Genomic DNA, 25,808 nt, shown 5'->3' with positions numbered 1-25,808 from the left:
AAGGAATAGGGTCTGGGGCCGACTGGCCCCAGCGAGGTATGGAGCAGCGCTCCATGGACCCTTTCCCCTTATTGTCGTGTTCGAGAGCCCTATCAGATCTCGCTGGCAATCGCCTTGCCACAGACTTCGGTGCTGGCCGAACCGCCCAGATCGCGGGTGCGGCTGGTCGGGGACAGCAGGACCCGTTCGATCGCCGACATGATCCGCGCCGCACCGGCCTTTTCGCCGAAATGATCCAGCATCATGGCGGCGGTCCAGATCTGGCCGATCGGGTTGGCAATGCCCTGACCGGCGATATCCGGGGCCGAGCCGTGGACCGGCTCGAACAGCGACGGATGTTCGCCGGTGGGGTTGATGTTGGCCGACGGCGCAATGCCGATGGTGCCGGTGCAGGCCGGACCCAGATCGGACAGGATGTCGCCGAACAGGTTCGAGGCCACCACCACGTCAAAGCGGTCGGGGTGCAGCACGAACTGGGCGGTCAGGGCGTCGATGTGGTACTTGTCCTGCCGCACGTCCGGGTATTGCGCCCCCATGGCGGCGCAGCGTTCATCCCAGTAGGGCATCGAGATGGCAATGCCGTTCGACTTGGTGGCGGCGGTCAGGTGCTTTTTCGGGCGGCTCTGGGCCAGGTCAAAGGCATAGCGCAGGATGCGGTCAACGCCGTGGCGGGACATCACCGTTTCCTGAATCACCACTTCGCGGTCGGTGCCTTCAAACATCCGTCCGCCCAGCGAGGTGTATTCGCCTTCGGTGTTTTCGCGCACGACGTAAAAGTCGATATCCCCCGGCACCCGGCCCGCCAGCGGCGACGGCACCCCGGGCATCAGGCGGACCGGACGCAGGTTGACGTACTGGTCAAACGAGCGGCGGAACTGCAACAGCGATCCCCACAGCGAAATATGGTCCGGCACCTTTTCCGGCCAGCCAACCGCCCCGAAAAAGATCCCGTCATAGGTGCTGAGGGTTTCAAACCAGTCTTCCGGCAGCATGCGGCCATGGGCCAGATAGTAGTCGCAAGAGGCAAAGTCGAACCAGTCGAGCACCAACGGGATGTTCAGGGCCTTGCTGACCGTTTCCAGAGTACGGACGCCTTCGACCATCACCTCTTGCCCGATGCCGTCGCCGGGGATGACGGCAATGCGATAGGGTTTCTGCTGCGCTTGCATGGGGACTGCCTTTTGTTGCGAGCTGTTGTTACGGTCGTTTGTGGTGTGGAAAAACCGGGAGCGCCTTTTTCCGCACAAACTCCAGCCAGCGCACAGCGCGCGGCCATCACCATAGTTATCCAGACTTCGGAACAGAAGATGCTGTTTCACTCCTGAAAAACAGTGGTTCGTTTCAAAGGCAGTTTCTGGCCGACCCGGCGTGGTCATCGTGATCGATGGTGACCCGGTTCCGTCCGGCGCGCTTGCTGTGATACAGGGCGTCGTCGGCCCGTTGCAGCAGGGAGTCTCCCTGCTCGTCGGGCCACAGCGAGGCCACCCCCAGACTGACGGTGACATGGGGCGGTGCGCCAAACGGATGCTGTTCGACCGCCTGCCGCACCCGTTCGGCCAGCGACAGGGCGGCGTGCGGTGGGGTATCGCGGCACAGCACCAACAGTTCTTCCCCGCCCCAGCGAACCGCCAGATCGCTGGCCCGCAATGACTGGCGGATCAGGGTGGCAACCCCGATGATCACCTGATCCCCGGCCAGATGGCCGAACTGGTCGTTGACCGCCTTGAAATGGTCGATATCCAGCAAGATCACCGATAGCGGCTTGCCGGTGCTGTGGGCGCGAGTAATTTCGGTCGGGAACAGCTCGTTCAGACACGTCCGGTTGGCCAGCCCGGTCAGGGCATCGGTGCGGGCGGCCTGTCGCAGCCGGATCCCCAGCGCCCGCTGGTGCAGGGCGTAGAACAGGACCAGCAGCACCAGCACGCCTGCGACGGCGACGATCCGGATAATCATCGTGCTGTCGATGCCCGTTTCGATATTGATGCTGACAAAGCGGTTGATGATCGCTTCGCGTTCGACCGGCGTGATGCTGGCAATGCCCTTGTTCAGGATGTCGCGCAGAATGGTCTGGTCTTTGGCGACGCCAATGCGCAGGCGGTTTTCGTAATTGGGCACCTGCCCGGCAATCTTCAGGTTGAAATAGCCCTGTGCCCGGATGGTGTAGGCGGCGATGATCAGCGAGCGCATGGTCATTGCCGCCTGCCGGGCATCAACCATTTCGATGGCGGTTTTCTCGTCGTTGACGGTGATCATCCCGATGTTGGGGTAATCGGTGCGCATCCGTTCTTCGATCGAGGTGCCATAGGGCAGGACAATGCTTTCCCCGCTCAGGGCGTGGGGGTCGGTGATGAAAGGATGCTCTTCGCGGGTGATGAACACGTTGCTGTCAATGAACAGCGGATCGGTAAAGGTCAGCCACTGTTCCCGCGCCGGGGACTGGTTCAGGAAACTGAGCAGGGTGCAGCGCCCGCTTTTCGAGGCTGCCAGCGTTTCATCCCAGCTGCGGGTGATCACCAGTTGTAAGTGGACACCGGCCCGCTCGGCGGCCAGACGCAGCAGGTCGGCGGCGATGCCGACATGTTGACCGTCGGCGGTGATCACCTCGAACGGTTCCCAGTCGGGGTCGGCGCAATAGGTGATGACCGGATGGCTGTTCAGATAGGCCTGCTCGGCGGTGGTCAGCGCCACTGTTCCGGCCCGGGCGGGGCCAGAAACACAGAAGGCCGGCAGCAGGAGCAACAGGCAGGACAGGATGCTGTGATACAGGGGATACCTGTGTTGATGACAACGGCTTTTGTGTATTCTGCCAGCCATACCGAATATCCTGTTTCGGGAAAAACCCGATCTGATGCGTGCGCGGACCGTATCACGGAAAGGCGAATTCCGGCAAAAGCCCCCATAATATATACAGTCAGATTATGAGCATCGAGACACAAAAAAGGCGCTCAAACACTCGATAGGTGTTTGAGCGCCATGATATCCATCAATGGTTATGTCAGGAAAGGCCCATCAGGCTGCGGGCAAAGTCGGTGGCATTAAAGGGCCGCAGGTCATCAACCGTTTCCCCCACCCCGATGAAGTGGACCGGCAGGCCGAATTCCTGCGCCAGTGCCACCACCACCCCGCCCTTGGCGGTGCCGTCGAGCTTGGTCATCACCAGCCCGCTGACATCGACCATCTCGCCGAACACCTTCACCTGCTGGTGGGCATTCTGGCCGACGGTGGAATCGAGCACCAGCAGCGTGCTGTGCGGGGCGTCGGGAACCAGTTTCTGGATCACCCGGCGGATCTTGCGCAGCTCTTCCATCAGCTCGGCCTTGTTGTGCAGGCGACCGGCGGTGTCGATCATCAGCACGTCATCGCCACGGGCGGTGGCTTCCTTCAGCGCGTCATAGGCCAGACCGGCGGCATCGGCACCGGTATCGCGGGAAATCACCGGACAGCCGGTGCGGTCGCCCCACACCTTCAACTGTTCGACGGCAGCGGCGCGGAAGGTATCGCCGGCCGCCAGCGTCACCGACAGGCCCTGTTCGCGGTACTGTTTCGCCATCTTGCCAATGGTGGTGGTTTTCCCGGCGCCGTTGACCCCCACGACGAGGATCACATGCGGCTTGCGGCTGGCGTCGATGGTCAGCGGTCGGGCGACCGGCTCCAGCAGGCGGGCGGCTTCGTCGGCCAGCGCCTGACGAACTTCTTCCGGGGTGATGTCCTTGCCAAAGCGGCCTTTGGCGAGGGCGGCAGTCAGGGTGGCGGCTGTCTTCACGCCGAGGTCGGCCTGAATCAGCAGCTCTTCCAGCTCTTCCAGCGCCTCGTCATCGAGCTTGCGCTTGGTGAACAGGTCGGTGATGCCGGTGGTCAGCCGTGACGACGAACGCGACAGGCCGTCTTTCAGGCGCTGGAACCAGCTCTTCTTTTCCGGGGTCTTGCTCTCAGGGAGGGGAGGAGCCTGTTCAATAACGACCGGCTCGGGTTCCGGCTCCGGCTCCGGCTCCGGCTCGGCCACGGGGTCCGGGGTGGGTTCCTGCGTGGGTTCCTGCGTCAGGTCGGGGACAGGCGAGACCTCTGCCACCGGTTCGGCGGTGGGGGTGGTGCGGTCTTCCGGGGGCAGATCGTCCGTCACAGGGGCTTCGGCAACCGGAGCGGCGGGCGCTGTCGTCTCACCACCAAACAGGCGGCTTAACCAGCCTTTTTTCTTCGGTTGGGTCACATCGCTCATCAGACAGGAATCCCCTTCAACTCGGTCGCACTGGCTTCGGTAATCCGCAGCGTGCGGATGGTGCCTGCTTCCAGCGGAACGTCAACCCTTACCGGCAAAAACTGTTCACTGTGGCCGGTGGTGTCGGTTTCCAGCAACACCGCAACGGTGCTGCCGACCTGACGGGCCAGACAGTCGGCCAGCGCCTGATCGCCAACGGCGCGCAGACGGGCGGCGCGTTCCTTGACCACCTCGTTCGGCAGGCCGGGGATTTTGGCCGCTGGCGTGCCGGGGCGCGAGGAATAGGGGAACACATGCAGATGGGTCAGACCGGCTTCGCCGATGATCGCCAGCGTGTTGTCAAACATCGCCTCGTCTTCGGTGGGGAACCCGGCGATCAGGTCGGCGCCAAAGGTCACATCCGGGCGCAGGGCGCGGATTTTGCGGCAGATGTCGATCACATCGGCGCGCAGGTGGCGGCGCTTCATGCGTTTCAGGATCATGTCATCCCCGGCCTGCACCGACAGGTGGACATGCGGCAGCAGGCGCGGTTCGCGTCCGAACAGCTCCAGAAGGTCATCATCGACCTCCACCGGGTCGAGCGAGGTCAGGCGCAGGCGTGGCAGCTCGGGGACCAGTTGCAGCAGGCGGCGCACCATCTGCCCCAGCGGCGGCTGGCCGGGCAGGTCGGCACCATAGGCGGTGATATCGACCCCGGTCAGGCTGACTTCGCGATAGCCGTTGGCGACCAGCGTGCGCACCTGTTCGACAATCGGCCCGATCGCCACCGAGCGCGACGGCCCACGGGCGTAGGGGATGATGCAAAAGGTGCAGCGGTGGTCACAGCCCTGCTGGACCTGCACAAAGGCGCGGGTGCGGCCTTCAAAGCCTTCCAGCAGGTGCGGGGTGGTGGTGCGGACCTCCATGATGTCATCAACCAGTACCGGGTTGTTGATGCCATGGTGATAGCTTTCGGGCTGCAGCTTTTCGGCGTTGCCCAGCACCTGATCGACCTCGCCCATCCCGGCGTAATACTCGGGATTGACCTGCGCGGCGCAGCCGGTGACGATGATCTTTGCCTCGGGGTTTTCCCGCCGCAGCTTGCGGATGGTCTGGCGGGCCTGCCGTTCGGCTTCCCTGGTGACGGCGCAGGTGTTGATGATGATTGCGTTGTCCAGCCCGGCAGAACGGGCATGGTCGCGCATCACCTCGGATTCATAGGTGTTCATCCGGCAGCCAAAGGTCACCACCTGCGGTTCCGGCTTGTTGGCGGGCTGGTCGCTCATCCGTGCAGCACTCCGTCGCGGATCACGCCGGACAGGTCGCTCCACAGGCTGGCGTCCAGCACCCCCTGAAAGACGGTGGTGGCCGGGCCGGTCATCAGCACATGGCCGTCCGCCGGACGCCATTCCATCCACAGGCTGCCGCCGTCGAGGATGATTTCGGCCTTGTTGTCCACATGGCCGCGCTTGACGGCGGCGGCCATCACCGCACAGGCCCCCGAGCCACAGGCCGAGGTGATCCCCGCCCCGCGTTCCCACACCCGCATGCGCAGGCGGTCGCGGCCCAGTACCTGCACCGCTTCGACATTGGTGCGGGCCGGGAACAGTGGGTGATGTTCAATGCGCGGGCCGTCGGTGGTCAGTGGCACCGCGTCGGCATCATCGACAAAGAACACCGCGTGCGGATTGCCCATCGACACCGCCACCGGGTCGTGGAGCGCGCCTTCGCTCAGGCCGACGTGCAGGGTATCGCGGGCTTCGGACAGCGGCACCTGGTGCCAGTCAAAGCGGGCCGGGCCCATGTCCACCGTCACCAGACCGTTGGCCGCCCGTTGCGACGGCAACAGACCGGCAATGGTTTCCACCACGCACTGCTCAGTGCTGTTTTCGCTCATCAGCAGGTGGGCGACGCAGCGGGTGGCATTGCCACAGGCTCCGGCTTCGGAGCCATCGGGGTTGCGGATGCCCATCACCGCAGTCGCCCCGGCTGAACGCGGCGGTTCGATGGTGATCACCTGATCACAGCCGACCCCCCGATGGCGGTCGGCAATTCGCCGGGCGAGGTCTTCGGTCATCACCACCGGGACATGCCGTAGGTCGATCACCACGAAGTCATTGCCAAGGCCGTGCATTTTCAGGAAGGGAATCGCAACCATGACCGCCGTCTCGTTCTGGCGCACTGTCCGGGGCCGGGATGCCGGGATAGTGCGGATGTTTTACCAAGGTGAGCACGCCCGTTGGTACTCGGCCCCCAATAAAGGGAGACTGTACCGAAAAGGCAAAGGGAAAGCAGGGTAACAGGCCTAAAAACACTCAGGGCGCCTGTGGTCAGTCCACAGGCGCCCTGAATTTGGCAAGACTGACGCAGCTTAAGCAGCCAGCAGCAGTTTTTCCAGCTTTGCCGTCGCGGCATCGGCGGCGATGTCTTCGACCGCGGCCAGCTCACAGGCCAGACGCTCCAGCGCCTGTTCATAGATCTGGCGTTCCGAGTACGACTGTTCCGGCTGGGTGGCCGAGCGGTGCAGGTCGCGGACCACTTCGGCAATCGCGCACGGATCACCGGAATTGATCTTGGCTTCGTATTCCTGGGCGCGGCGGGACCACATGGCACGCTTGATGCGCGCACGGCCCTGCAGGGTGGTCAGGGCGGTTTCCATCACCTTGCGGGTCGACAGCTTGCGCAGACCGGCATTCTTGGCCTTGGCCACCGGAACGCGCAGGGTCATCCGCTCGCGTTCAAAGGTGATGACGAACAGTTCCAGTTCGTGACCGCCAATGACCTGCTTTTCGATATCCATCACGCGCCCGACACCATGGGCGGGATACACCACGTAATCACCAGCGACAAAGCTCGAAGTGGTCATGTTGTTCTCTTTATCTTTTTCATGCCGTACGTACCGGGCCCAAAGGGGCCGACAGCCAGAGCGGTAACTGTTCCAGAAAAAAGGGCAACGCGGATGCCTGAACCTGACAGCCTGTGTACTGAGTCCGAAACCTGCCGGAGTGGCAGACAGGCTTGGGACTCAGCACACAGCTCGAAAGGGGTGCGCTATGGAAACCGTGGTCGCATCGTGGCCCATCAAAGACAGTACGCAACGCCGTTTTACACACCCCGAAGGGTGGAACCTTAACGACAAACCGCCCAGGGTCGGCATGACTGGGCGGGTAGCAACACCTGTAGTCGTTCCGCAGGCATGCGGAAATCTTCCCCAGAGACGACAAAGGCGCCGGAGCTACACAAGAGTGCGGCTCACAAAGCGCTGACGACACCCGTAGGAGCGACGATGGCCACTCCCTGGACTGTCTGTTGACCCGATGAGGAAAATGCGCCGCTGAACAGCTCCCAGCGAACGGCGAACTGTATAGCACGGCACAGGGGCGAAGTCAGGTAAAAAAACCGTCAAAAACCCGCATGGCAGCCATACTGCGGGAAAAGCCAAGGAAAATCAGATGTTTCTATGCATATTTTTTGACCACCCCTTGCCCGGAGAATAATCACCGGAAGGCGGCAGGGCAGAGATCCCCCGGGCTGCGCGCGGAAAAACGCTGCGCAGCCCGAAACGGGGAGTCGCACCGGATCAGGCGCTGTCGCCCGGCTTGGTCGAGACCAGTTCTTTTTTGCCCGGACGGTTCTGCCAGCTGTCGGCATCCGGCAGCGGAGCCTTTTTGCGGGTCAGGTTCGGCCACTGGGTCGAGAAGTCGCGGTTGAATTCGGCCCATTCCGCGGCAATGCCTTCGGAATCGGGGAAGATCGCTTCGGCCGGGCATTCCGGTTCGCACACACCGCAATCGATGCATTCGTCCGGGTTGATGACCAGAATGTTTTCACCTTCATAGAAGCAGTCCACCGGGCAGACTTCCACGCAATCGGTGTACTTGCACTTCACGCAATTTTCGGTAACGACGTAAGCCATGGGGAGGGGATCTCCGGTTGAGCCGCGCAGGGAGCCAACAGTCAGGACGAGCTGAGACCAAGCCGGTCCAGCACCCGTTTGCGGGCGAGTCCGCTGTCAGCATCTTCGACGAACAGCAGGCGGTTAAGACGACGCATCAGGTTGGCCTCGAAATCGTGCAGGTGACCATCGGCATAGACCACTTCCCACACCATCTCGATAATGTCCAGACGTTCATTGTAAGAAAGATTATCTTTCACAGTCCTTGTATGTGAATAAAGCTCCGCGCTGCGGGCGGCTTCCGCTTCCCCTGCGGCCAACAACCGGGCTGCCCCGGCATCGTCGAGGGAAAACCGCTGCCGCACCAACGCCAGCACCGACGCCCGTTCTTCCGGGCCAAAGGTGCCATCCATCATTCCCGCCTCGACCAGCAAAACCGTGGTGGCCAGAGCCACCGGGTCGTGGTCACCTATCGAGCGGTTGGAGAACAACAGTGATTTCAGCGCATCAAGCATCAGCAGGGGGAATCCGTAGCTGGTTCACGGTACAAAAGGACTATACGATACCCTTTCTGCCCTTTATCCTCGGGCGGGCGCACTTTAGCGAGGTTCCGTGCCAATGACCAGCCCTGCCACGATCCAGTCGCCAACCTTTCGTGATGGCCGCCTGTTTTCGCCATCCTGCGAGCGCAATCGCGGTCCGATTCTCGATGTCCTGCAACGAATCCTGCCGCAAAAGGGGCTGGTGCTGGAAATCGCCGCCGGATCAGGCCAGCACGCGACCTATTTCTCGGCGGCATTGCCGCATCTGGCGTGGCAGCCGACCGACCAGAGTACATCCAATCTGGTCAGCATCGATTCCTGGGCGGCGGCGATGCGCGCCGAGGGCTGTGGGCTGGAACAGTTGCGTGCGGCCCGTGCGCTGGAAGTCTGTGACCTGCCGTGGCTGGTGTTCCGCGCCGAGGCGGTGGTGTGCATCAACATGATCCACATCTCGCCGTGGGAAAGCACCTGTTGCCTGATGGAAGGTGCCGGGCATGTGCTGCCAAAGGGCGGGGTGCTGTACACCTATGGCCCCTACTTGATAGATGGTCAGCAGACCGCCGAGTCCAATGCCCGCTTTGATCTGTGGCTGAAGGACCGCGACCCGCGCTATGGCATCCGCGACATGGCCGAAGTGGGTGCCGAGGCCGCTCGCCATGGCCTGACGTTGCGCGAGGTGATCGCCATGCCGTCGAATAACTTCTCGCTGGTGTTCGAGAAGGGGTGAATCAATGGGGCGTTGCTGCATGCGACAAAGAGAGCAAGATTATGGAGCGCTGCTCCAAACCTCGCTGGGGCCTTCGGAGTATTGTGCGAAAAGTGGGAACCGGTTTTCGCAAAAACAATACGACACTGCAAAGAGAAAGACCTGTGAGCTGTAAAGCTCACAGGTCTTGGCCCCAGACCCCATTTTATGTATTAAAATCAAAGAAAAAAGGGGGGCTTGGGGGCATTGGCCCCCAAATGGGTGCGGGCGATAGCCTGCCCTCTTTTCCTGCCCCCTTACTGCACCGTCACCGAAACCCGGCGGTTGCGCGGTTCGGACACGCCATCGGCGGTCTTGACCAGCGGGTTGCGCTTGCCGTGCGAGGCCACTTCGACCCCTTCCGGCTTGGCACCGGCTTCGGTCAGCATTTTCATCACTTCTTCGGCCCGCTCGCGCGAGATGGTCTGATTGATCTGGTCCGACCCCAGCGTATCGGCATGACCGACCACGATCAGGCGGGCGTGCGGGCGGTTGGTGACTTCGGCGACAATGCGCGGGAACTCGGCGCGCGATTCGTCGGTCAGTTCCGAAGTGCCGGACTTGAAATACAGCAGGAAGGTGGTCGGCTGCGGCGGCATGGCGGCCATCGCCTTGCCCCACGTTTGTTGAATGTCGTCGGCGCTGACCGCTTTCGGTGCCGATGGCGCGCTGGTGCGGGAACCGACTTCGGTCCCGGCGCTGGCTTCGGTCAGCACCTGCTGACCGGCGGTCGAGGTGACTTCGACCCGGCCGACATGGCCGTTGGGGTCGGGCAACAGCACCACCCGGTCGCCGCTGCACGCCGCCAGCAGCAACAGACCGGCGAGGGGGAGGAGGCGAAGGGCTTTAATCATGGCTGTTTACCTCAACCAGAAAACGGGTGCCGCGAATGCCGATGGTGGCAACCGGGGTGGAAATGACGGTCTTGTCCGGGGCCAGCTTGGGAATCTGCCCCGACAGGAACGAGAATGTCCCCTGCGCCAGCCGCACCCCCATGCCGACCTTTTCGGCGGCGGGGTCAAACAGCACTTCGTCGAGTGTCAGCGCACTGTTCGGGCCGAGCGCAATGGTGGTGTCATCGCGCAGGGTGACCCCCAGCGTGCTGTCCTTGCCGGTGCTGATGGCATCACCCTGATACAGGTTGTCGCCCGCCGCCAGCGGCTTGGGGGTGCCATCACGGGTAACGGTGGTGCTGCCATCGGCATTCTTGACGTGGCCGATCAGCTCCGCCGCCGAAGCGGCTGGACTGCCGAGCAGCAGGACACCGGCCAGACAGGCCAAGGCTCCTGCGGCGGGCAGGCCCCGGCGTACAGCGCGGGGAGAATGGAAGAGAGAAAAGCTCATTGCGACAATCACCAGTAGGGAGTTGAAGCCGAAACAGTGCGCTTCAGGATAGGCGATTGTTGCTTTAAGGGAAACAGGTGATTGCCTAAGAAAGGGACGGTTGCAGCGGGGTGCCAGTCCGCCCGTCAATCGCCAGCAAGTCTCCCCGCAGATCGGTCAGGCATTCACCCAGCCAGTTGCTGCCCTGCCAGGTACTACGATCGAGCGCGGCAGGGTTGTCTTCGGCCAGACCAATCCCCCAGATGCGGTCCTCGGGGCTGGCCTCGACCAGAGTGGTTCCGGCGGTGGCGAGCAGAACGGCGCGCAGCTCCGGGTCCTGGGTGAACTTGTAATAGTTGCCCTGATAGACGATGGCCCGGGCAACCCGCTGCCAGACTTCCGCCTGAAAGCCCTGAATCTTGCGCCCCAGAGCCTTTTGCTTGCGCGGGGTGGGGGCTGCCATGATCTGCGCGTGGATCTCCAGATCCCCGAACAGCAGGGCCTTTTTGGCCATCATGTACTGCTCGGCGCAGGCATAGGGGACGTCGCCTTCGGAAAAGCTACAGGGATGCCACTGGCTAAACGGGCCGGACCAGAAAAAGGTGAATGTCTCGCTCATCGGGATTTCCTGCGGGGAAAGGTAAGGTTGCAAACACCTTGGGGTGTCGTTGTGATGGAATGCAAGGCTTCGTGCCTCGATCAGCTCCTCCGCCCCTCTTTTTCACCGCCCCACAAATTGTATACAATTTTACAATCTCCCTCCCGATTCTCCCCGCATTGACGCTACGGAATAGCCACATTTTCCATATGCCGCAGCGCCGCAAAATTCATTGTGCAGTGCGCTGAAATCCGCATGTTTCCTGACATTTTTCCAAAAATATGATGGCGGCGCTTGACCGTGCGCTGCGATTGGGTTTAAGTAATACAAGGCTTGGGTTTCATGTATGCAATTTTCTGAGCCGGGCGGCGGGAACAGGGACCTGTCGACCCACAAACAGGCCAAAAGTCGCAGGAAACCCGTACCGATCACCACCGGCCCGTTGCAGGAGGCACACCGCCCCCGACGGACCGGCAGAATAAAGGGCATCAAGCCGGACAACGGCACCGCCCAGGGAGACGAACCATGTCCGAGGAGACGTTGATGACTCACGCCCGCCGTGTGTCTGCGCCTTGGTGCCTGCCTGCATCCGTGCGATGCCGGGCCGCTGGCCGCCCTCTGCCACAGGAGGCCGGGCGATGAGCACCCAGGTACACCCATCCATCACCACCACCCGGGCGATGGACACCCTGCCCAAGCTGCTGCACCATCACGCCCACACCCGTCCGGCCCATCCGGCGATGCGGGAAAAGGATTACGGCATCTGGCAGACGTGGAGCTGGAAGCAGGTCTACGACGAGGTGCTGTTGCTGGCGGGCGGGCTGGCGGCGCTGGGGTTCCGGCGCGGTCATACGCTGGCGATTGTCGGCGACAACCGACCGCAACTGTACTGGTCGATGGTGGCAGCGCAGGTGCTGGGGGGAACTCCGGTGCCGGTCTATCAGGACTCGGTGGCCAGCGAAATGCAGTTCGTGCTGGAACATGCCGAGGCGCATTTCGCGGTGGTCGAGGATCAGGAGCAGGTGGACAAGCTGCTGGAGGTGATCGACCGCTGCCCCAGCCTCGGCACCATCCTCTACGAAGACCCGCGCGGCCTGCGCGACTATCAGCAGCCGTTCCTGCACTCGCTCGATGCCCTGCGCGAAAAGGGCCGCGAGTTCATCGCCTGCCACCCGACGTTTCTGGAACAGGAACTGCAACAGGGCAAGGGCAGCGACATCGGGGTGATGCTGTACACCTCGGGCACCACCGGCAAGCCCAAGGGGGTGATGCTCAGCTTTGACAACGTGCTGATCACCGCCCGCAACAACGTTGAAATGGAAGGCCTGACCGCCGACGAAGAGGTGCTGGCCTATCTGCCGATGGCATGGGTGGGCGACCACCTGTTTTCGATGGCGCAGGCCTATGTCTGTGGCTTCACCGTCAGTTGCCCGGAAAGCGGTGAAACGCTGCTGACCGACCTGCGGGAACTGGGGCCGACCTATTTCTTTGCCCCGCCGCGCATTTACGAAAACATCCTGACCACGGTGATGATCCGCATGGAGGACGCCTCGCGCGCCAAACAGTGGATGTTCAAGGCGGCGCTGGAACTGGCGCGCAAGGTCGGGGTGCGGATTCTCGATGGCGAAGCGGTGTCGGCGGTCGAACGGCTGAAATACTGGCTGGGGGCGCTGCTGGTCTATGGCCCGCTGAAAAACGTGCTCGGCTTTTCGCGCATCCGGCTGGCCTATACCGCCGGGGAAGCGATCGGGCCGGAGATTTTCAGCTTTTACCGGGCGCTGGGGATCAACATCAAACAGATTTACGGCTCGACCGAAGCCAGCGTGTTCATCTGCGTCCAGCCCAACGGTCAGGTGTTCAGCGATACCGTTGGTTTGCCTGCGCCGGGGGTGGAAATCCGCATTGCCGAGTCTGGCGAAGTGATGTTCCGCTCGCCGGGGGTGTTCCACGCCTATTTCAAGCAGCCGGACAAGACCGCCGAAGAAAAGACCGCCGATGGCTGGGTTCATACCGGCGATGCCGGGCTGTTCGACGAGCGCGGCCACCTGAAGATCATCGACCGCGCCAAGGATTTGGGCCGGTTGACCAACGGCGGCATGTTCCCGCCGAAATATCTGGAAAACAAGCTGAAGTTCTTTCCGTTCATCAAGGAAGCGGTGGCCTTTGGCGACCAGCGCGACCATGCCTGCGCCTTTGTCAACATCGACCTCGAGGCGGTTGGCAACTGGGCGGAACGGCGCGGCCTGCCGTACTCCGGCTTTCAGGATCTGGCGGCGCGTGACGAGGTGTACGAGCTGATCCGCGACTGCGTCAATCAGGTGAACGCCGATCTGGCCCGCGATCCGTTGCTGTCGTCGTGCCAGATTCATCGCTTCCTGCTGCTGCACAAGCAACTGGATGCCGATGATGGCGAACTGACCCGCACCCGCAAGGTGCGCCGCCGCTTCATCGCCGAACGCTATGCCGAGCAGATCGAGGCCCTGTACGACCGCAGCCGCCCCAGCGTGCATGTTTCCACCGAAGTCACCTTTGAGGATGGCCGCAAGGGCAAGGTCGAAGCCGACCTGCGTCTGGCCGATGCCGAGGTCCATCCGGCGGCAACCGCACCTCTGCGCAAGGCGGGCTGACCCCGCGCGCGTACCGGCTGCCCGATCAGAAAAATTCAGCACAGGAGGGTGCCTTCATGTCTGCACCACCCCTCTCGTCCACCGCCTCCGCCGCCGCTCCGTCCGGCAAGCGCCCGATTGGCGATGTGATCCTGAGTGTTCAGAACATCTCCCTGCGCTTTGGCGGCGTGCGGGCGTTGACCAACATCAGCTTTGACGTCCGCCAGCACGAAGTCCTGGCGATCATTGGCCCGAACGGCGCGGGCAAAAGCTCGATGCTGAACGTGATCAACGGCTTTTACCACCCGCAGGAAGGCAAGGTGTTTCACAAGGGCAAGGAACGCCTGAAGATGAAACCGCACGATGCCGCCCGCGCCGGGATTGCCCGCACCTTTCAGAACATCGCCCTGTTCAAGGGCATGAGCGCGCTCGACAACATCATGACCGGCCGCAACACGATGATGAAATCGTCGTTGCTGGACCAGATGCTGTACTGGGGGCGGGCGCAGAAAGAAGAAATTGCCCACCGCGAATTCTGTGAACGGATCATCGACTTTCTGGAAATCGAAGCCATCCGCAAGACGCCGGTTGGCCGTCTGCCCTATGGCCTGCAAAAGCGGGTCGAGCTGGGGCGGGCGCTGGCCGCACAGCCGGAAATCCTGCTGCTCGACGAGCCGATGGCCGGAATGAACGTCGAGGAAAAAGAGGACATGTGCCGCTTCATCCTCGACGTCAACGACGAATTCGGAACCACCATGGTGCTGATCGAGCACGACATGGGGGTGGTGATGGATATCTCTGATCGCGTGGTGGTGCTCGATTATGGCCGCAAGCTGGCCGACGGCACCCCGCACGAGGTACGCAGCAATCCCGATGTGATTGCCGCTTACCTCGGCGGTCATTAACGGGGGGCGACCATGGACTTTCTCTACAATATCCTGGTGGCTCCGTTTGCCATGATTGGCGCGGCTCCGTCGTTCTTTGTCGAGGTGCTGATCGGCGGCCTGCTGTCCGGGGTGATGTATTCGCTGGTGGCGCTGGGCTTTGTGCTGATCTTCAAGGCGTCGGGCGTGTTCAACTTTGCCCAGGGGGCGATGGTGCTGTTCGCCGCCCTGTTCTTCGCCGGATTCATGGACAAGGGCATTCCGTGGTACGGCGCCCTGCCGCTCACCGTGCTGGTGATGCTGGTGCTGGCGATGGGAATCGAACGGGTGGTGCTGCGTCCGCTGGTCAACCAGCCGCACATCATCCTGTTCATGGCCACCATCGGGGTTTCCTATTTCCTCGACGGACTGGGACAAACCATCTGGGGGTCGGAAATGCGCGTGCTGAACATCGGCATCCCGCAGAACCCGATCAACATGGGTCCCATTCAGGTGAATGCCTTTGACATCGTGGCGGCGGTGGTCGCAGGCTCGCTGGTGGCCGCTCTGGCCTTGTTCTTCCAGTATACCCGCATCGGGCGGGCGCTGCGCGCGGTGGCCGATGACCATCAGGCGGCGCTGTCGGTTGGTATCCCGCTGAAAACCATCTGGGCGATTGTCTGGACCGTCGCTGGTGTGGTCGGTCTGGTGGCCGGGGTGATGTGGGGGGCCAAGCTGGGGGTGCAGTTCAGTCTGGCGATGGTGGCGCTGAAAGCCCTGCCGGTGCTGATCCTTGGCGGCTTTACCTCGATCCCCGGCGCGATTGTCGGCGGGCTGATCATCGGGGCCGGTGAAAAGGTGGCCGAAGTGTTCTGGGCCGACGCCATTGGCGGCGGGATCGAAGACTGGTTCGCCTACATGCTGGCGCTGGCCTTCCTGCTGTTCCGGCCACAAGGCCTGTTCGGCGACAAGATCATCGAGCGCGTGTAACAAAAGGACGAACCGGCCATGTTTTACCGTGAAGCAGGTCAATTCAAGGCGTCCTACGCCGCCGACCAGCAGATTTTCCCCATCCGGCAGGACCGGATTGCCTATTACACCCTGTTGGCGGTCGCCTTTGCGGCGGTGCCGATGGTGGCGAACGAATACTGGATGGCGACCATCCTGATCCCCTTTCTGGTGATGTCGATTGCCTCGCTGGGGCTGAACATCCTGACCGGCTATGCCGGACAGTTGTCGCTGGGAACCGGTGGCTTCATGGCCACCGGCGCCTTTGCCGCCTACAAGCTGTCCACCTGGGACATCGGTGCCACCTTTGGCCTTGCCGAGCCGATGCACCTGCACATGGTGTTTGTCTTCCTGGGGGCCGGGGTGATCACCGCCGCCGTCGGGGTGCTGTTCGGCATGCCGTCGCTGCGCATCAAGGGCTTTTATCTGGCGGTGGCAACGCTGGCTGCGCAGTTCTTTCTGCTGTGGCTGTTCAACAAGGTGCCATGGTTCACCAACTATTCGACCTCGGGCGTCATTTCGGCCCCCCCGCGTGAGCTGTTCCCCGGTGTGGTGATCACCGGCCCGATGGCGCACCCGGTCACCAAGTACCTGTTCCTGCTGTCGCTGGTGGTGCTGTTGGCACTGGGGGCCAAGAACATCATGCGCTGCCATCTGGGGCGGGCGTGGATGGCGATCCGTGACATGGACATTGCCGCCGAAATCATTGGCATCCGCCCGATGCGCACCAAGCTGGCAGCCTTTGCGCTCAGCTCGTTCTATTGCGGCATTGCCGGGGCGGCATGGGCGTTCCTGTACACCGGTTCAGTCGAGCCGCTGGCCTTTTCGATCGAAGTGTCGTTCAAGGTGCTGTTCATGATCATCATCGGCGGCCTTGGCTCGATCATGGGGTCGTTCCTTGGGGCGGCGTTCATCACCCTGTTGCCGGTGCTGCTGACCAATGGCCCGCGTCTGCTGGGGCTGAACATCCCGGTCGATATCATCTCGCACCTCGAATTCATGATCTTCGGGGCGCTGATCATCTTCTTCCTGATCGTCGAGCCGCACGGGCTGGCCCGTCTGTGGCAGATCGCCAAGGAAAAGCTGCGCCTGTGGCCGTTCCCCTACTGACCCGCCGGGGTCGGGGGATGGTTGACAGGTGTGCCTGAATACGCAGGGGAAACAATCCCCGCATAATCCGTCCATGGGAGGACACAACGATGCGTCTGAGCAAGTTTACCAAAGCGTCGGTTTACACGATGGTGGCCGCGGCCCTGACAGTTGGTGTGCTGGCGGGGGGCGAAGCCCGCGCCGAGGATGGCCAGTATGTGCCGGGGATGGTCTATCGCACCGGTCCCTATGCTCCGGGCGGGATTCCGTGGGCTGACGGCTATGCCGACTATTTCACCCTGCTCAACGAACGCGACGGCGGCATCGGCGGGGTGAAGATTCTCTATGACGAATGCGACAGCGCCTATAACAACGACAAGGGTGTTGAATGCTATGAAAAGATGAAGGGGCAAGGCCCGACCGGGGCCTCGGCGTTCCAGCCGCTGTCCACCGGCATTTCCTATGCCATCCTTGACCGCGTGCGCGCCGACAAGATTCCGCTGATCACTTCGGGCCTTGGCCGCGCCGATGCCTCGGTCGGCTCGGTGTTCCCCTATGTGTTCACCCTGCCGGTGACTTACTGGGCCGGGGCCGATGCCATCGTCCAGTACATCGGGCAGCAGGAAAAGGGCGCGCTGAAGGGCAAGAAGATCGCGCTGGTCTATCACGACTCTGCCTATGGCAAGGAGCCGATCAAGACCCTCGAAGCGCTGGCCGCCAAGGAAGGCTTTGAACTGAGCCTGTTCCCGGTGCCGCATCCGGGCCTTGAACAGAAAGCCACCTGGCTGAAGATTGGCCGCCAGTTGCGGCCGGATTACGTGATCATGTGGGGCTGGGGGGTGATGAACGCCACCGCCCTGAAGGAAGCCGCTGCCGTTGGCTTCCCGATGGATCACTTCATCGGGGTCTGGTGGTCCGGTTCCGAAGTGGACATGAATGCGGCTGGCGCGGTCGCCAAGGGCTTCAAGGCGGCGCAGTTCATCCTGCCGGGCAACAGCTTTGGGGTCTACAAGGACCTGAAGACAAAGGTCTTTGATGCCGGCAAGGCCAAGGGCGAAGCCGCCGAGCATGGCACGGTGATCTATAACCGTGGTCTGGGCGCGGCCCTGCTGACCGCCGAAGGCATCAAGGTGGCGCAGGACAAGTTCGGCAAAAAGCCGCTGACCGGCGAGCAGATCCAGTGGGGTGTCGAGCACATCAACCTGTCGCCCGAACGGCTGGAGCAGATTGGTTTCTCGGGGATGATCAACCCGGTCAAGCTGTCGTGCAATGACCACGAAGGCGGCGGTTCGGTGATCATCACCCAGTGGGATGGCAAGGAATGGCAGCCTGCCTCTGACTGGATCATGCCGCGCCGCGAGGGCTTCCTGCGTCCGATGTACGAAGAATCGGCGATGGCCTATGCCAAGGAAAAGGGCATTACCCCGCGTGATTGCTCCAAGGAATAAGGATGGCCGGATCGGGGAGGGCCTGCGCGTCCTCCCCGTGACCAGCACCCTGTGACCAACAAAGGAGAGCTGCCGTGACTCAGGCCGTGTTGCCGCTTGCCCAGCCCGCCCCCGCCGAGCCGATCCTGCGGGTCAACAATATCGAAGTGATCTACGACCACGTCATTCTGGTGCTGAAAGGGGTGTCGCTGGCGGTCCCCGAAGGCGGCATCGTGGCCCTGCTGGGGGCCAACGGCGCGGGCAAGACCACCACCCTGAAAGCCATTTCCAATCTGCTGCGTGCCGAACGCGGCGAAGTCACCAAAGGCTCGGTGGAGTATCAGGGCCGTCAGGTCGATGCGCTGACTCCCAACGATCTGGTGAAAATGGGCGTGGTGCAGGTGATGGAAGGCCGCCATTGCTTTGGTCATCTGACCGTTGAGGAAAACCTGCTGACCGGGGCCTATACCCGCCGTGACGGGTCCGCCGAGATCAAAAAGGATCTGGAAATGGTCTATGACTATTTCCCCCGCCTGCGCGAACGGCGCAGCAGTCAGGCAGGCTATACCTCGGGCGGTGAGCAGCAGATGGTCGCCATCGGGCGGGCGATGATGAGTCGCCCAAAGCTGATTTTGCTCGATGAACCGTCGATGGGGCTGGCGCCGCAACTGGTCGATGAAATCTTTGAAATCGTCCACACCCTCAACCAAAAGGAAGGGGTGTCGTTCCTGCTGGCCGAACAGAACACCATGGTCGCCCTGCGCTATGCCACCTTTGGCTACATTCTGGAGAATGGCCGGGTGGTAATGGAAGGCGAGGCGGGCAAGCTGGCCGAAAATGACGACGTGAAGGAATTCTACCTCGGTATGGCCGGGGAAGACCGCAAGAGCTTCCGCGATGTGAAGCATTACCGGCGGCGGAAACGCTGGTTGTAACGTTGGTCTTCACCAAAGGGGGGCGTGTTGATGTCCACGGATGGTCTTTCAGCCTATTTTGATGATCTGGAAATCTGTTCTCCGGCTGAGCGCGAACGGCAACTGTTCGCCGCCTTGCCGGACCAGATTGCCCACGCGCAGGCAACAACCGAATTTTATCAGCAGGCGCTGGCCGGTGTTGATCCGCTGGCGATTACCTCGCGCACGGCGCTGGCCGGGTTGCCGGTTACCCGCAAAAGCGCCCTGAAAGCGTTGCAGGCAGCCAGGCCGCCGTTTGGCGGGCTGGTGGCGCGGGGGGAGGCGATTGGACGGGTGTTCCAGTCGCCCGGCCCGATCTATGAACCACAGGGCAACGAGCCGAATTTCTGGCGGGCGGCGCGGGCGTTGCACGCCGCCGGATTCCGCGCCGGTGATCTGGTGCACAACTCGTTCAGCTATCACTTTACCCCCGGGGGCTGGATTTTTGATGACGGGGCGCGGGCGCTGGGCTGTCTGGTCTTTCCGGCGGGCGTCGGCCAGACCGAGCAGCAGGCCGAGGCGCTGGCCGCCCTGCGTACCACCGGCTATTGCGGCACGCCCGGCTTTTTGCGCACCCTGCTGGAAAAATGCCGCGAGCTGGGGCTGGATCATGCATCCCTGACCAAGGCGCTGGTGTCGGGCGAGGCTTTGCCGCCGTCATTGCGTGAGCTGCTGGCCGGATATGGCGTCGATGTCTATCAGGCTTATGCCACCGCCGATCTGGGGGTGATCGCCTATGAAACCTCTGCCCGTGACGGGCTGGTGGTGGATGAAGGGGTGATTGTCGAAATCGTCCGCCCCGGAACCGGCGATCCGCTGCCGGTCGGCGAGGTCGGGGAAGTGCTGGTGACGCTGTTGTCGGCGGCCTATCCGCTGATTCGCTTTGCCACCGGCGACCTGTCGAAAGTCCTCGATGGTCCCAGCCCGTGCGGGCGGACCAACATGCGGCTGGCGGGCTGGATGGGGCGGGCCGATCAGACCACCAAGATCAAGGGGATGTTCGTCCATCCTGAACAGGTGGCAGAGATCCTGAAAGCCCATCCGGGGCTGGACAAGGCGCGGGTGGTGGTCGGCAGCGAGGATAACCGTGACACGATGACCGTCCGGCTGGAAACGGATCAGGCGATTGATACCGCACTGGTGGCGGCAACGGTGAAGGCGGTGACCAAACTGTCTGCGGTGATCGAACTGGTGGCACCGGGCAGCCTGCCCAACGATGGCAAGGTGATCGACGATCAGCGGACCTATCAGTAACCGGTTGCTGATACCCCCCACCAGCAGCCTTGTTTTGTCCCCCGGCTGCTGGAACACCCCCCGTCAGAGCGCACTGACGGGGGGTGTTGCTTTTGCTCTCGTCAGGGCGTTTCTTCAATCCCGTTCAGGAACAGGCGAACGGCTGTCGGGATATGGGTGTTCATCTTGCTTTCGATGTCGTCGGTATATTGACCGACCACCTTGTAGGAATGAAAGACTCCCATCACCCCGCCGATGAACACCTGCGCCAGTTGTTGCGGCGTGCCGACCGTCTTGCGGTCGCGCAGGGCTTCGGCAAAGCGTTCGGCCAGCAGACGTTCGATGGTGCGCGGCCCACGTTCCAGAAAAAACAGGGCCATTTCCGGCATGCGCGGGCCTTCGGTGACCAGAATGCGGAACACGGCAACCGCCCGTGGCGACATGGCGGCGGTGACGAACCGGCGGGCCAGAGTGATCAGCGCTTCCTCAGTAAAGGGGAGGGGGCTTTCGTCCGGCACGATGACGGCCCAGATATCGCTGGTTACGTCTTCGATCATGGCCCGCAGCAGGCCTTCCTTGTTGCCGAATTGCTCGTAGAGAGTGCTGCGGGATCCCTTTGATCTGCTAACGATATCGGAGAGGGTTGTATGCTCAAAGCCCTTCTCGAGGAATAATTCCGTTGCCGCTGCCAGCATGGCCTGGCGGCGGCTTTCGCCACGAGTGAGGGGTTTTGTTTCGGTCACCGGCTGTCTCCTCAGTCCCTGTCGGGGGCCTGTTCGCTACTTTTTCACTTTAAGAAGGCTCTTGCGAGCTTTTGTACTGTACTGTACGATACACTCAATTTCGTGGAAAGTCCACTCCCCGTCGATGGACACCTCCTTAGTTTGGGAACACCGCAATGCCCCTCCCGTCCAAAGCCGTCTTCCTCCCGTTTGTGCTCTCGCTGGCTTTGGCTGTCGCTGCCTGTGACAACCAGCAACAACAAGGCGCCGCCCCGGCGGCTCCGCCGCCGCCGGAAGTGACAGTGCAGACGCTGGCAACACAGACGGTCCCGCTGTACACCGACCTGCCGGGCCGCACCGCTGCCTATCGCGTTGCCGAAGTGCGTCCGCAGGTGAGCGGCATCGTACTGAAGCGCCTGTTTACCGAAGGCAGCGAAGTCCAGGCCGGACAGCAGCTGTACCAGATTGACCCCTCGACCTATCAGGCGGCGGTGCAAAGCGCGATGGCCGATCTGGCCAAGGCGCGCGCAACTGCCAAATCGGTCGAAGCCAAGGCCGCCCGTTATGCCGATCTGGTGAAGATCAACGCCGTGTCCAAACAGGACTACGACGACGCCGTTGCCAGCCTGGATCAGGCCAAGGCCGACATCATGGTGGCGCAGGCCGCTGTTGATACCGCCAAAATCAATCTGGAATACACCAAGGTCTATGCACCGATCAGCGGCCGCATCGGCAAGTCGGCCATCACCGAAGGGGCGTTGGTGACCGCCAACCAGACCACCCCGATGTCGACTCTTACCCAGCTTGACCCGATTTATGTCGATGTCAGCCAGTCCAGCTCCGACCTGATGCGTCTGCGGCAGGCGGTATCTGCCGGTCTGCTGCAAAAGGGCCAGGCTGATCAGGCGCCGGTAACGTTGACCCTTGATGGTTCGACCCAGGCCTACAAGCATAACGGTCAGTTGCAGTTTGCCGACGTGACGGTGGACGAAACCACCGGGGCGGTGCAGGTTCGGGCGGTGTTCCCCAACCCGGACAAGGAACTGTATCCGGGCCTGTTCGTCCGTGCCCGCGTCGAACAGGGCGTGCGCGAGAATGCCTTGCTGGTGCCGCAACGGGCAACGGTGCGTCTGCCGGATGGCTCGGCGGCGGTGTGGGTTGTCGGGGCTGACAACAAGGTTGCCACCCGTCCGATTCAGGCCACGCAGGCGGTCGGGGATGCCTGGCTGGTCAACAGTGGTCTGCAGGCGGGCGAGCGTATTGTGATCGAAGGTCTGCAAAAAATCCGTGCCGGTGCCGAAGTCCGTCCGGTCGATCCCACCGCAGCCGCTGCTCCGGCGGGGCAGGCTGCGCCTGCTGCCGCTGGGCAGAAGTAACCGGAGGTCCGCCCCATGGCGCGTTTTTTCATTGATCGCCCCGTCTTTGCGTGGGTGATCGCCATCGTGATCATGCTGGCGGGGGCGTTGTCGATCCTCAGCCTGCCGATCGAACAGTATCCCCGTATTGCACCGCCATCGGTGCAGATTTCCGCCTCCTATCCCGGTGCATCGGCGCAGACGCTGGAAAACTCGGTGACACAGGTCATCGAGCAGAAGATGAACGGGATTGATAACCTTCGCTACATGTCCTCGACCTCAGACTCGGCGGGGAACGTCAGCATCACCCTGACCTTTGAACCCAAAGCCAACCCCGACATCGCGCAGGTGCAGGTGCAGAACAAGCTGCAGCTGGCCATGCCGCTGTTGCCGGCGGTGGTGCAGAGCCAGGGGGTGCGCGTTGCCAAGGCGACCAAGAACTTCCTGATGGTGGTGGGCCTGGTGTCAACGGACGGCAAGCTGACCGCCCAGCAACTGGCCGACTATCTGGTGTCGCGCGTGCAGGACGATGTCAGCCGTCTGCCGGGCGTCGGCGAAGTCACCGTGTTCGGCTCGCAGGCTGCCATGCGGATCTGGCTGAACCCGGACAAGATGATCAGCTACAAGCTGGCCGTATCCGATATCACGGCGGCCCTGACGGCGCAGAACAGTGAAGTGTCTGCCGGTCAGATCGGCGGCACGCCATCGGTGCCGGGCCAGATGATCAACGCCACCATTTCGGCCCAGAGCCGTCTGGAAACCCCCGAGCAGTTCGGCAACATCCTGCTGAAGGTCAACAGTGACGGGTCGCAGGTGCGCCTGAAGGACATCGCCCGCATCGAGCTCGGCTCGGAAAGCTATGACACTTCGGCCCGCTATAACGGCAAGCCTGCCGCCGGTCTGGCGGTCAAGCTGGCCACCGGTGCCAACGCCCTGAACACCGCCGAATCGGTGCGGGTGCGCTTTGCCGAACTGAAACCGTTCTTCCCCGAGGGCGTCGATGCGGTGTTCCCCTATGACACCACGCCGTTCGTGAAAATCTCGATTGAAGAAGTGGTCAAGACACTGATCGAAGCCATCGTGCTGGTGTTCTTCGTGATGTACCTGTTCCTGCAGAATTTCCGCGCCACCCTGATCCCGACCATCGCCGTGCCGGTGGTGTTGCTGGGGACCTTTGGGGTGCTGGCGGCCTGCGGATTCAGCATCAATACCCTGACCATGTTCGCCATGGTGCTGGCGATCGGCCTGCTGGTCGATGATGCGATCGTGGTGGTGGAAAACGTTGAGCGCGTGATGAGCGAAGAGGGGTTGTCCCCGAAAGAAGCCACTCGCAAATCGATGGGCCAGATCACTGGCGCGCTGATCGGCATTGCGCTGGTGCTGTCGGCGGTGTTTGTGCCGATGGCCTTCTTCAGCGGTTCGACCGGGGCCATTTACCGGCAGTTTTCGTTGACGCTGGTGTCCGCAATGGCCCTGTCGGTGCTGGTGGCTCTGGTGCTGACTCCGGCGTTGTGCGCCACCATCCTGAAGCCGGTCGAGCCCGGCCACGCGTGGGAAAAGAAGGGCTTTTTCGGCTGGTTCAACCGTGCCTTTGATGCCAGCCGTGACCGCTATACCCGTGGAGTGACCGGCGTGCTGAAACGCCCGGTGCGCTTTGTCGGCATCTACATTGCGCTGCTGGTGGCGCTGGGCTTCCTGTTCGTGCGCCTTCCCAGTGCCTTCCTGCCCGACGAAGACCAGGGCATCATGTTCATGCAGGTGTCGACCCCGGCCAGCGCCAGCCAGGAACGCACGCTGACCGCCCTGCGTTCGGTGGAAGACTATTTCCTGAATGTGGAAAAAGACAACGTCAGCAGCATCTTCACCGTTGCCGGATTCAGCTTCTCGGGCCGTGGTCAGAACTCTGGTCTGGGCTTCGTGAAGCTGAAGGACTGGGACGAGCGTCAGCGCCCGGACCAGAAGGCGGCGTTCATTGCCCGTAAGGCCATGGGCGCGCTGTCGACGGTCAAGGATGCGATGATCTTTGCCTTTACCCCGCCAGCGGTGACCGAACTGGGTAACGCCTCGGGCTTTGACTTGCAATTGCAGGATCGCGGCGGCCTCGGCCATGAAAAGCTGATGCAGGCGCGCAACATGATGCTGGGGATGGCCTCGCAGAATCCGGCCCTGATCGGCGTGCGCCCGAACGGGCTGGAAGATACCCCGCAGTTCAAGGTCAACGTTGACCGTGAAAAGGCCAGTGCGCTGGGGGTGTCGCTGTCTGACATCAACACCACCATGTCCACCGCCTGGGGGTCGTCCTACGTCAACGACTTCATGGATAACGGTCGCGTCAAAAAGGTCTATCTGCAGGCAGATGCCCCGTACCGCATGCAGGCTGATGACCTGAATCGCTGGGAAGTACGCAACAGTGCCGGTGAAATGGTGCGTTTCTCGACCTTCATGACCAGCAAGTGGACCTATGGTTCGCCGCAGCTTGAACGCTATAACGGCATGCCGTCGCGTGAAATCATGGGGGCTCCGGCACCGGGGCATTCCTCGGGCGAGGCGATGGCGATCATGGAAGGCATTGCCAAGCAACTGCCGCCGGGAATCTCGCTGTCGTGGACCGGTCTGTCCTATGAAGAACGCATGGCCGGAGCTCAGGCACCCGCCCTGTACGCCATTTCAATTCTGGTAGTGTTCCTCTGCCTTGCCGCCTTGTACGAAAGCTGGTCGATCCCGTTCTCGGTGATGCTGGTGGTGCCGCTGGGGGTGCTGGGGGCCGTTGCGGCGGTGTCGATGCGTGGACTGTCGAACGACGTTTATTTCCAGGTGGGGATGCTGACCACCATCGGTCTGGCGGCGAAAAACGCCATTCTGATTGTCGAATTCGCCAAGGAAATTTACGAGCGGGAGAAAAAATCACTGGTCGAAGCGGCCATCGAAGCCGCCGGTCAGCGTCTGCGCCCGATCCTGATGACCTCGCTGGCCTTCATCCTTGGCGTGCTGCCGTTGGCGATTGCCCACGGTGCGGGCTCGGGGGCGCAAAATGCCATTGGCGTGGGCGTGATGGGCGGTATGATCAGTGCCACCGTGCTGGCGATTTTCTTCGTGCCGCTGTTCTTTGTTCTGGTGCTGCGCTATTTCGCCAAAAAGCGCCCGCACGAAAGCGAAGAGTCTGCCGCGTCGCCTGACACTCCGGCCGCCTGATGGACAGAGCATTTTGCGGTCTTTCCATCGCCCGCAAAATGCTCTGGTTTCCTGTTTCTGTA

The 25,808-nt window shown here is 62.0% G+C and carries 22 protein-coding genes; 10 read left to right on the top strand and 12 right to left on the bottom strand.

Features of this window, described 5'->3' with window-relative positions; all coding sequences use genetic code 11:
- Positions 1–92: 92 nt before the first annotated feature.
- The 8 genes from BW995_RS12485 to BW995_RS12450 form a co-directional block, all read right to left on the bottom strand.
- A complete protein-coding gene (locus tag BW995_RS12485; RefSeq protein ID WP_076400728.1) occupies positions 93–1,169 on the bottom strand; it encodes a tartrate dehydrogenase in 1,077 nt (358 codons plus the stop codon).
- Between the two features lie 172 nt (positions 1,170–1,341).
- The gene (locus BW995_RS12480) at positions 1,342–2,688 is read right to left on the bottom strand and encodes a diguanylate cyclase (RefSeq protein WP_245821432.1); all 1,347 of its coding nucleotides are present in this window, start codon (positions 2,686–2,688) and stop codon (positions 1,342–1,344) included.
- Between the two features lie 307 nt (positions 2,689–2,995).
- The gene (gene ftsY, locus BW995_RS12475; protein ID WP_076400727.1) at positions 2,996–4,216 is read right to left on the bottom strand and encodes a signal recognition particle-docking protein FtsY; all 1,221 of its coding nucleotides are present in this window, start codon (positions 4,214–4,216) and stop codon (positions 2,996–2,998) included.
- Complete coding sequence (mtaB, locus tag BW995_RS12470) at positions 4,216–5,481, bottom strand: tRNA (N(6)-L-threonylcarbamoyladenosine(37)-C(2))-methylthiotransferase MtaB (protein ID WP_076400726.1); 1,266 nt, start codon at positions 5,479–5,481, stop codon at positions 4,216–4,218. The genes ftsY and mtaB overlap by 1 nt, the downstream gene beginning before the upstream one ends.
- Positions 5,478–6,353: a diaminopimelate epimerase gene (dapF, locus tag BW995_RS12465; RefSeq protein ID WP_076400725.1), complete on the bottom strand. Its 876-nt coding sequence runs from the start codon at positions 6,351–6,353 to the stop codon at positions 5,478–5,480. The genes mtaB and dapF overlap by 4 nt, the downstream gene beginning before the upstream one ends.
- Before the next feature lie 213 nt (positions 6,354–6,566).
- On the bottom strand, positions 6,567–7,061 hold the full coding sequence (locus BW995_RS12460) for a CarD family transcriptional regulator (protein ID WP_076400724.1): 495 nt from the start codon (positions 7,059–7,061) through the stop codon (positions 6,567–6,569).
- Between the two features lie 714 nt (positions 7,062–7,775).
- Positions 7,776–8,111 carry a ferredoxin FdxA gene (gene fdxA, locus BW995_RS12455; protein ID WP_076400723.1) on the bottom strand — a complete coding sequence of 112 codons (336 nt, stop codon included), beginning with the start codon at positions 8,109–8,111 and terminating at the stop codon, positions 7,776–7,778.
- A gap of 41 nt (positions 8,112–8,152) precedes the next feature.
- Positions 8,153–8,605, bottom strand: coding sequence for a tellurite resistance TerB family protein (locus BW995_RS12450; protein WP_076400722.1), 453 nt, complete (start codon positions 8,603–8,605; stop codon positions 8,153–8,155).
- Between the two features lie 103 nt (positions 8,606–8,708).
- Here BW995_RS12450 and BW995_RS12445 point away from each other — a divergent pair, with 103 nt between their 5' ends.
- On the top strand, positions 8,709–9,359 hold the full coding sequence (locus BW995_RS12445) for a DUF938 domain-containing protein (protein ID WP_076400721.1): 651 nt from the start codon (positions 8,709–8,711) through the stop codon (positions 9,357–9,359).
- Positions 9,360–9,634: 275 nt separating this feature from the next.
- Here the strand turns inward: BW995_RS12445 and BW995_RS12440 are convergent, their stop codons facing one another.
- The 3 genes from BW995_RS12440 to BW995_RS12430 all read right to left on the bottom strand — a co-directional run bounded on the left by BW995_RS12440 (position 9,635) and on the right by BW995_RS12430 (position 11,319).
- The gene (locus tag BW995_RS12440) at positions 9,635–10,231 is read right to left on the bottom strand and encodes an OmpA family protein (protein ID WP_076400720.1); all 597 of its coding nucleotides are present in this window, start codon (positions 10,229–10,231) and stop codon (positions 9,635–9,637) included.
- Positions 10,224–10,721 (bottom strand): FecR family protein, encoded by a 498-nt coding sequence (locus BW995_RS12435; protein ID WP_084194811.1) that lies wholly within the window; start codon positions 10,719–10,721, stop codon positions 10,224–10,226. The genes BW995_RS12440 and BW995_RS12435 overlap by 8 nt, the downstream gene beginning before the upstream one ends.
- A gap of 85 nt (positions 10,722–10,806) precedes the next feature.
- Positions 10,807–11,319 carry an NADAR family protein gene (locus tag BW995_RS12430; RefSeq protein ID WP_076400718.1) on the bottom strand — a complete coding sequence of 171 codons (513 nt, stop codon included), beginning with the start codon at positions 11,317–11,319 and terminating at the stop codon, positions 10,807–10,809.
- 617 nt (positions 11,320–11,936) lie between these two features.
- Between BW995_RS12430 and BW995_RS12425 the strand changes: the two genes are divergently transcribed.
- The 7 genes from BW995_RS12425 to BW995_RS12395 all read left to right on the top strand — a co-directional run bounded on the left by BW995_RS12425 (position 11,937) and on the right by BW995_RS12395 (position 20,498).
- Positions 11,937–13,925 carry an AMP-binding protein gene (locus BW995_RS12425; RefSeq protein WP_076400717.1) on the top strand — a complete coding sequence of 663 codons (1,989 nt, stop codon included), beginning with the start codon at positions 11,937–11,939 and terminating at the stop codon, positions 13,923–13,925.
- Between the two features lie 56 nt (positions 13,926–13,981).
- Complete coding sequence (locus BW995_RS12420; protein WP_076400716.1) at positions 13,982–14,809, top strand: ABC transporter ATP-binding protein; 828 nt, start codon at positions 13,982–13,984, stop codon at positions 14,807–14,809.
- 12 nt (positions 14,810–14,821) lie between these two features.
- Complete coding sequence (locus BW995_RS12415) at positions 14,822–15,757, top strand: branched-chain amino acid ABC transporter permease (protein WP_084194810.1); 936 nt, start codon at positions 14,822–14,824, stop codon at positions 15,755–15,757.
- 18 nt (positions 15,758–15,775) lie between these two features.
- A complete protein-coding gene (locus BW995_RS12410; RefSeq protein WP_076400715.1) occupies positions 15,776–16,885 on the top strand; it encodes a branched-chain amino acid ABC transporter permease in 1,110 nt (369 codons plus the stop codon).
- 89 nt (positions 16,886–16,974) lie between these two features.
- A complete protein-coding gene (locus tag BW995_RS12405; RefSeq protein ID WP_076400714.1) occupies positions 16,975–18,312 on the top strand; it encodes an ABC transporter substrate-binding protein in 1,338 nt (445 codons plus the stop codon).
- Between the two features lie 74 nt (positions 18,313–18,386).
- Positions 18,387–19,226 carry an ABC transporter ATP-binding protein gene (locus tag BW995_RS12400; protein WP_076400713.1) on the top strand — a complete coding sequence of 280 codons (840 nt, stop codon included), beginning with the start codon at positions 18,387–18,389 and terminating at the stop codon, positions 19,224–19,226.
- A 30-nt stretch (positions 19,227–19,256) separates the two neighbouring features.
- A complete protein-coding gene (locus BW995_RS12395) occupies positions 19,257–20,498 on the top strand; it encodes a phenylacetate--CoA ligase family protein (protein ID WP_076400712.1) in 1,242 nt (413 codons plus the stop codon).
- Between the two features lie 101 nt (positions 20,499–20,599).
- On the opposite strand, the gene BW995_RS12390 is transcribed toward BW995_RS12395, so the two are convergent.
- The gene (locus tag BW995_RS12390; protein ID WP_076400711.1) at positions 20,600–21,220 is read right to left on the bottom strand and encodes a TetR/AcrR family transcriptional regulator; all 621 of its coding nucleotides are present in this window, start codon (positions 21,218–21,220) and stop codon (positions 20,600–20,602) included.
- Positions 21,221–21,375: 155 nt separating this feature from the next.
- Here BW995_RS12390 and BW995_RS12385 point away from each other — a divergent pair, with 155 nt between their 5' ends.
- Both BW995_RS12385 and BW995_RS12380 read left to right on the top strand, forming a co-directional pair.
- Positions 21,376–22,575, top strand: coding sequence for an efflux RND transporter periplasmic adaptor subunit (locus BW995_RS12385; protein ID WP_076400710.1), 1,200 nt, complete (start codon positions 21,376–21,378; stop codon positions 22,573–22,575).
- A 15-nt stretch (positions 22,576–22,590) separates the two neighbouring features.
- Positions 22,591–25,746 carry an efflux RND transporter permease subunit gene (locus BW995_RS12380; RefSeq protein ID WP_076400709.1) on the top strand — a complete coding sequence of 1,052 codons (3,156 nt, stop codon included), beginning with the start codon at positions 22,591–22,593 and terminating at the stop codon, positions 25,744–25,746.
- The last annotated feature ends 62 nt before the right edge of the window (positions 25,747–25,808 follow it).

Origin of the sequence: Insolitispirillum peregrinum (genome assembly GCF_900156605.1) — a bacterium.
Classification (GTDB): Bacteria; Pseudomonadota; Alphaproteobacteria; order Rhodospirillales; family Rhodospirillaceae; genus Insolitispirillum; species Insolitispirillum peregrinum.
This window is presented reverse-complemented; position numbering and strand designations above follow the sequence as displayed.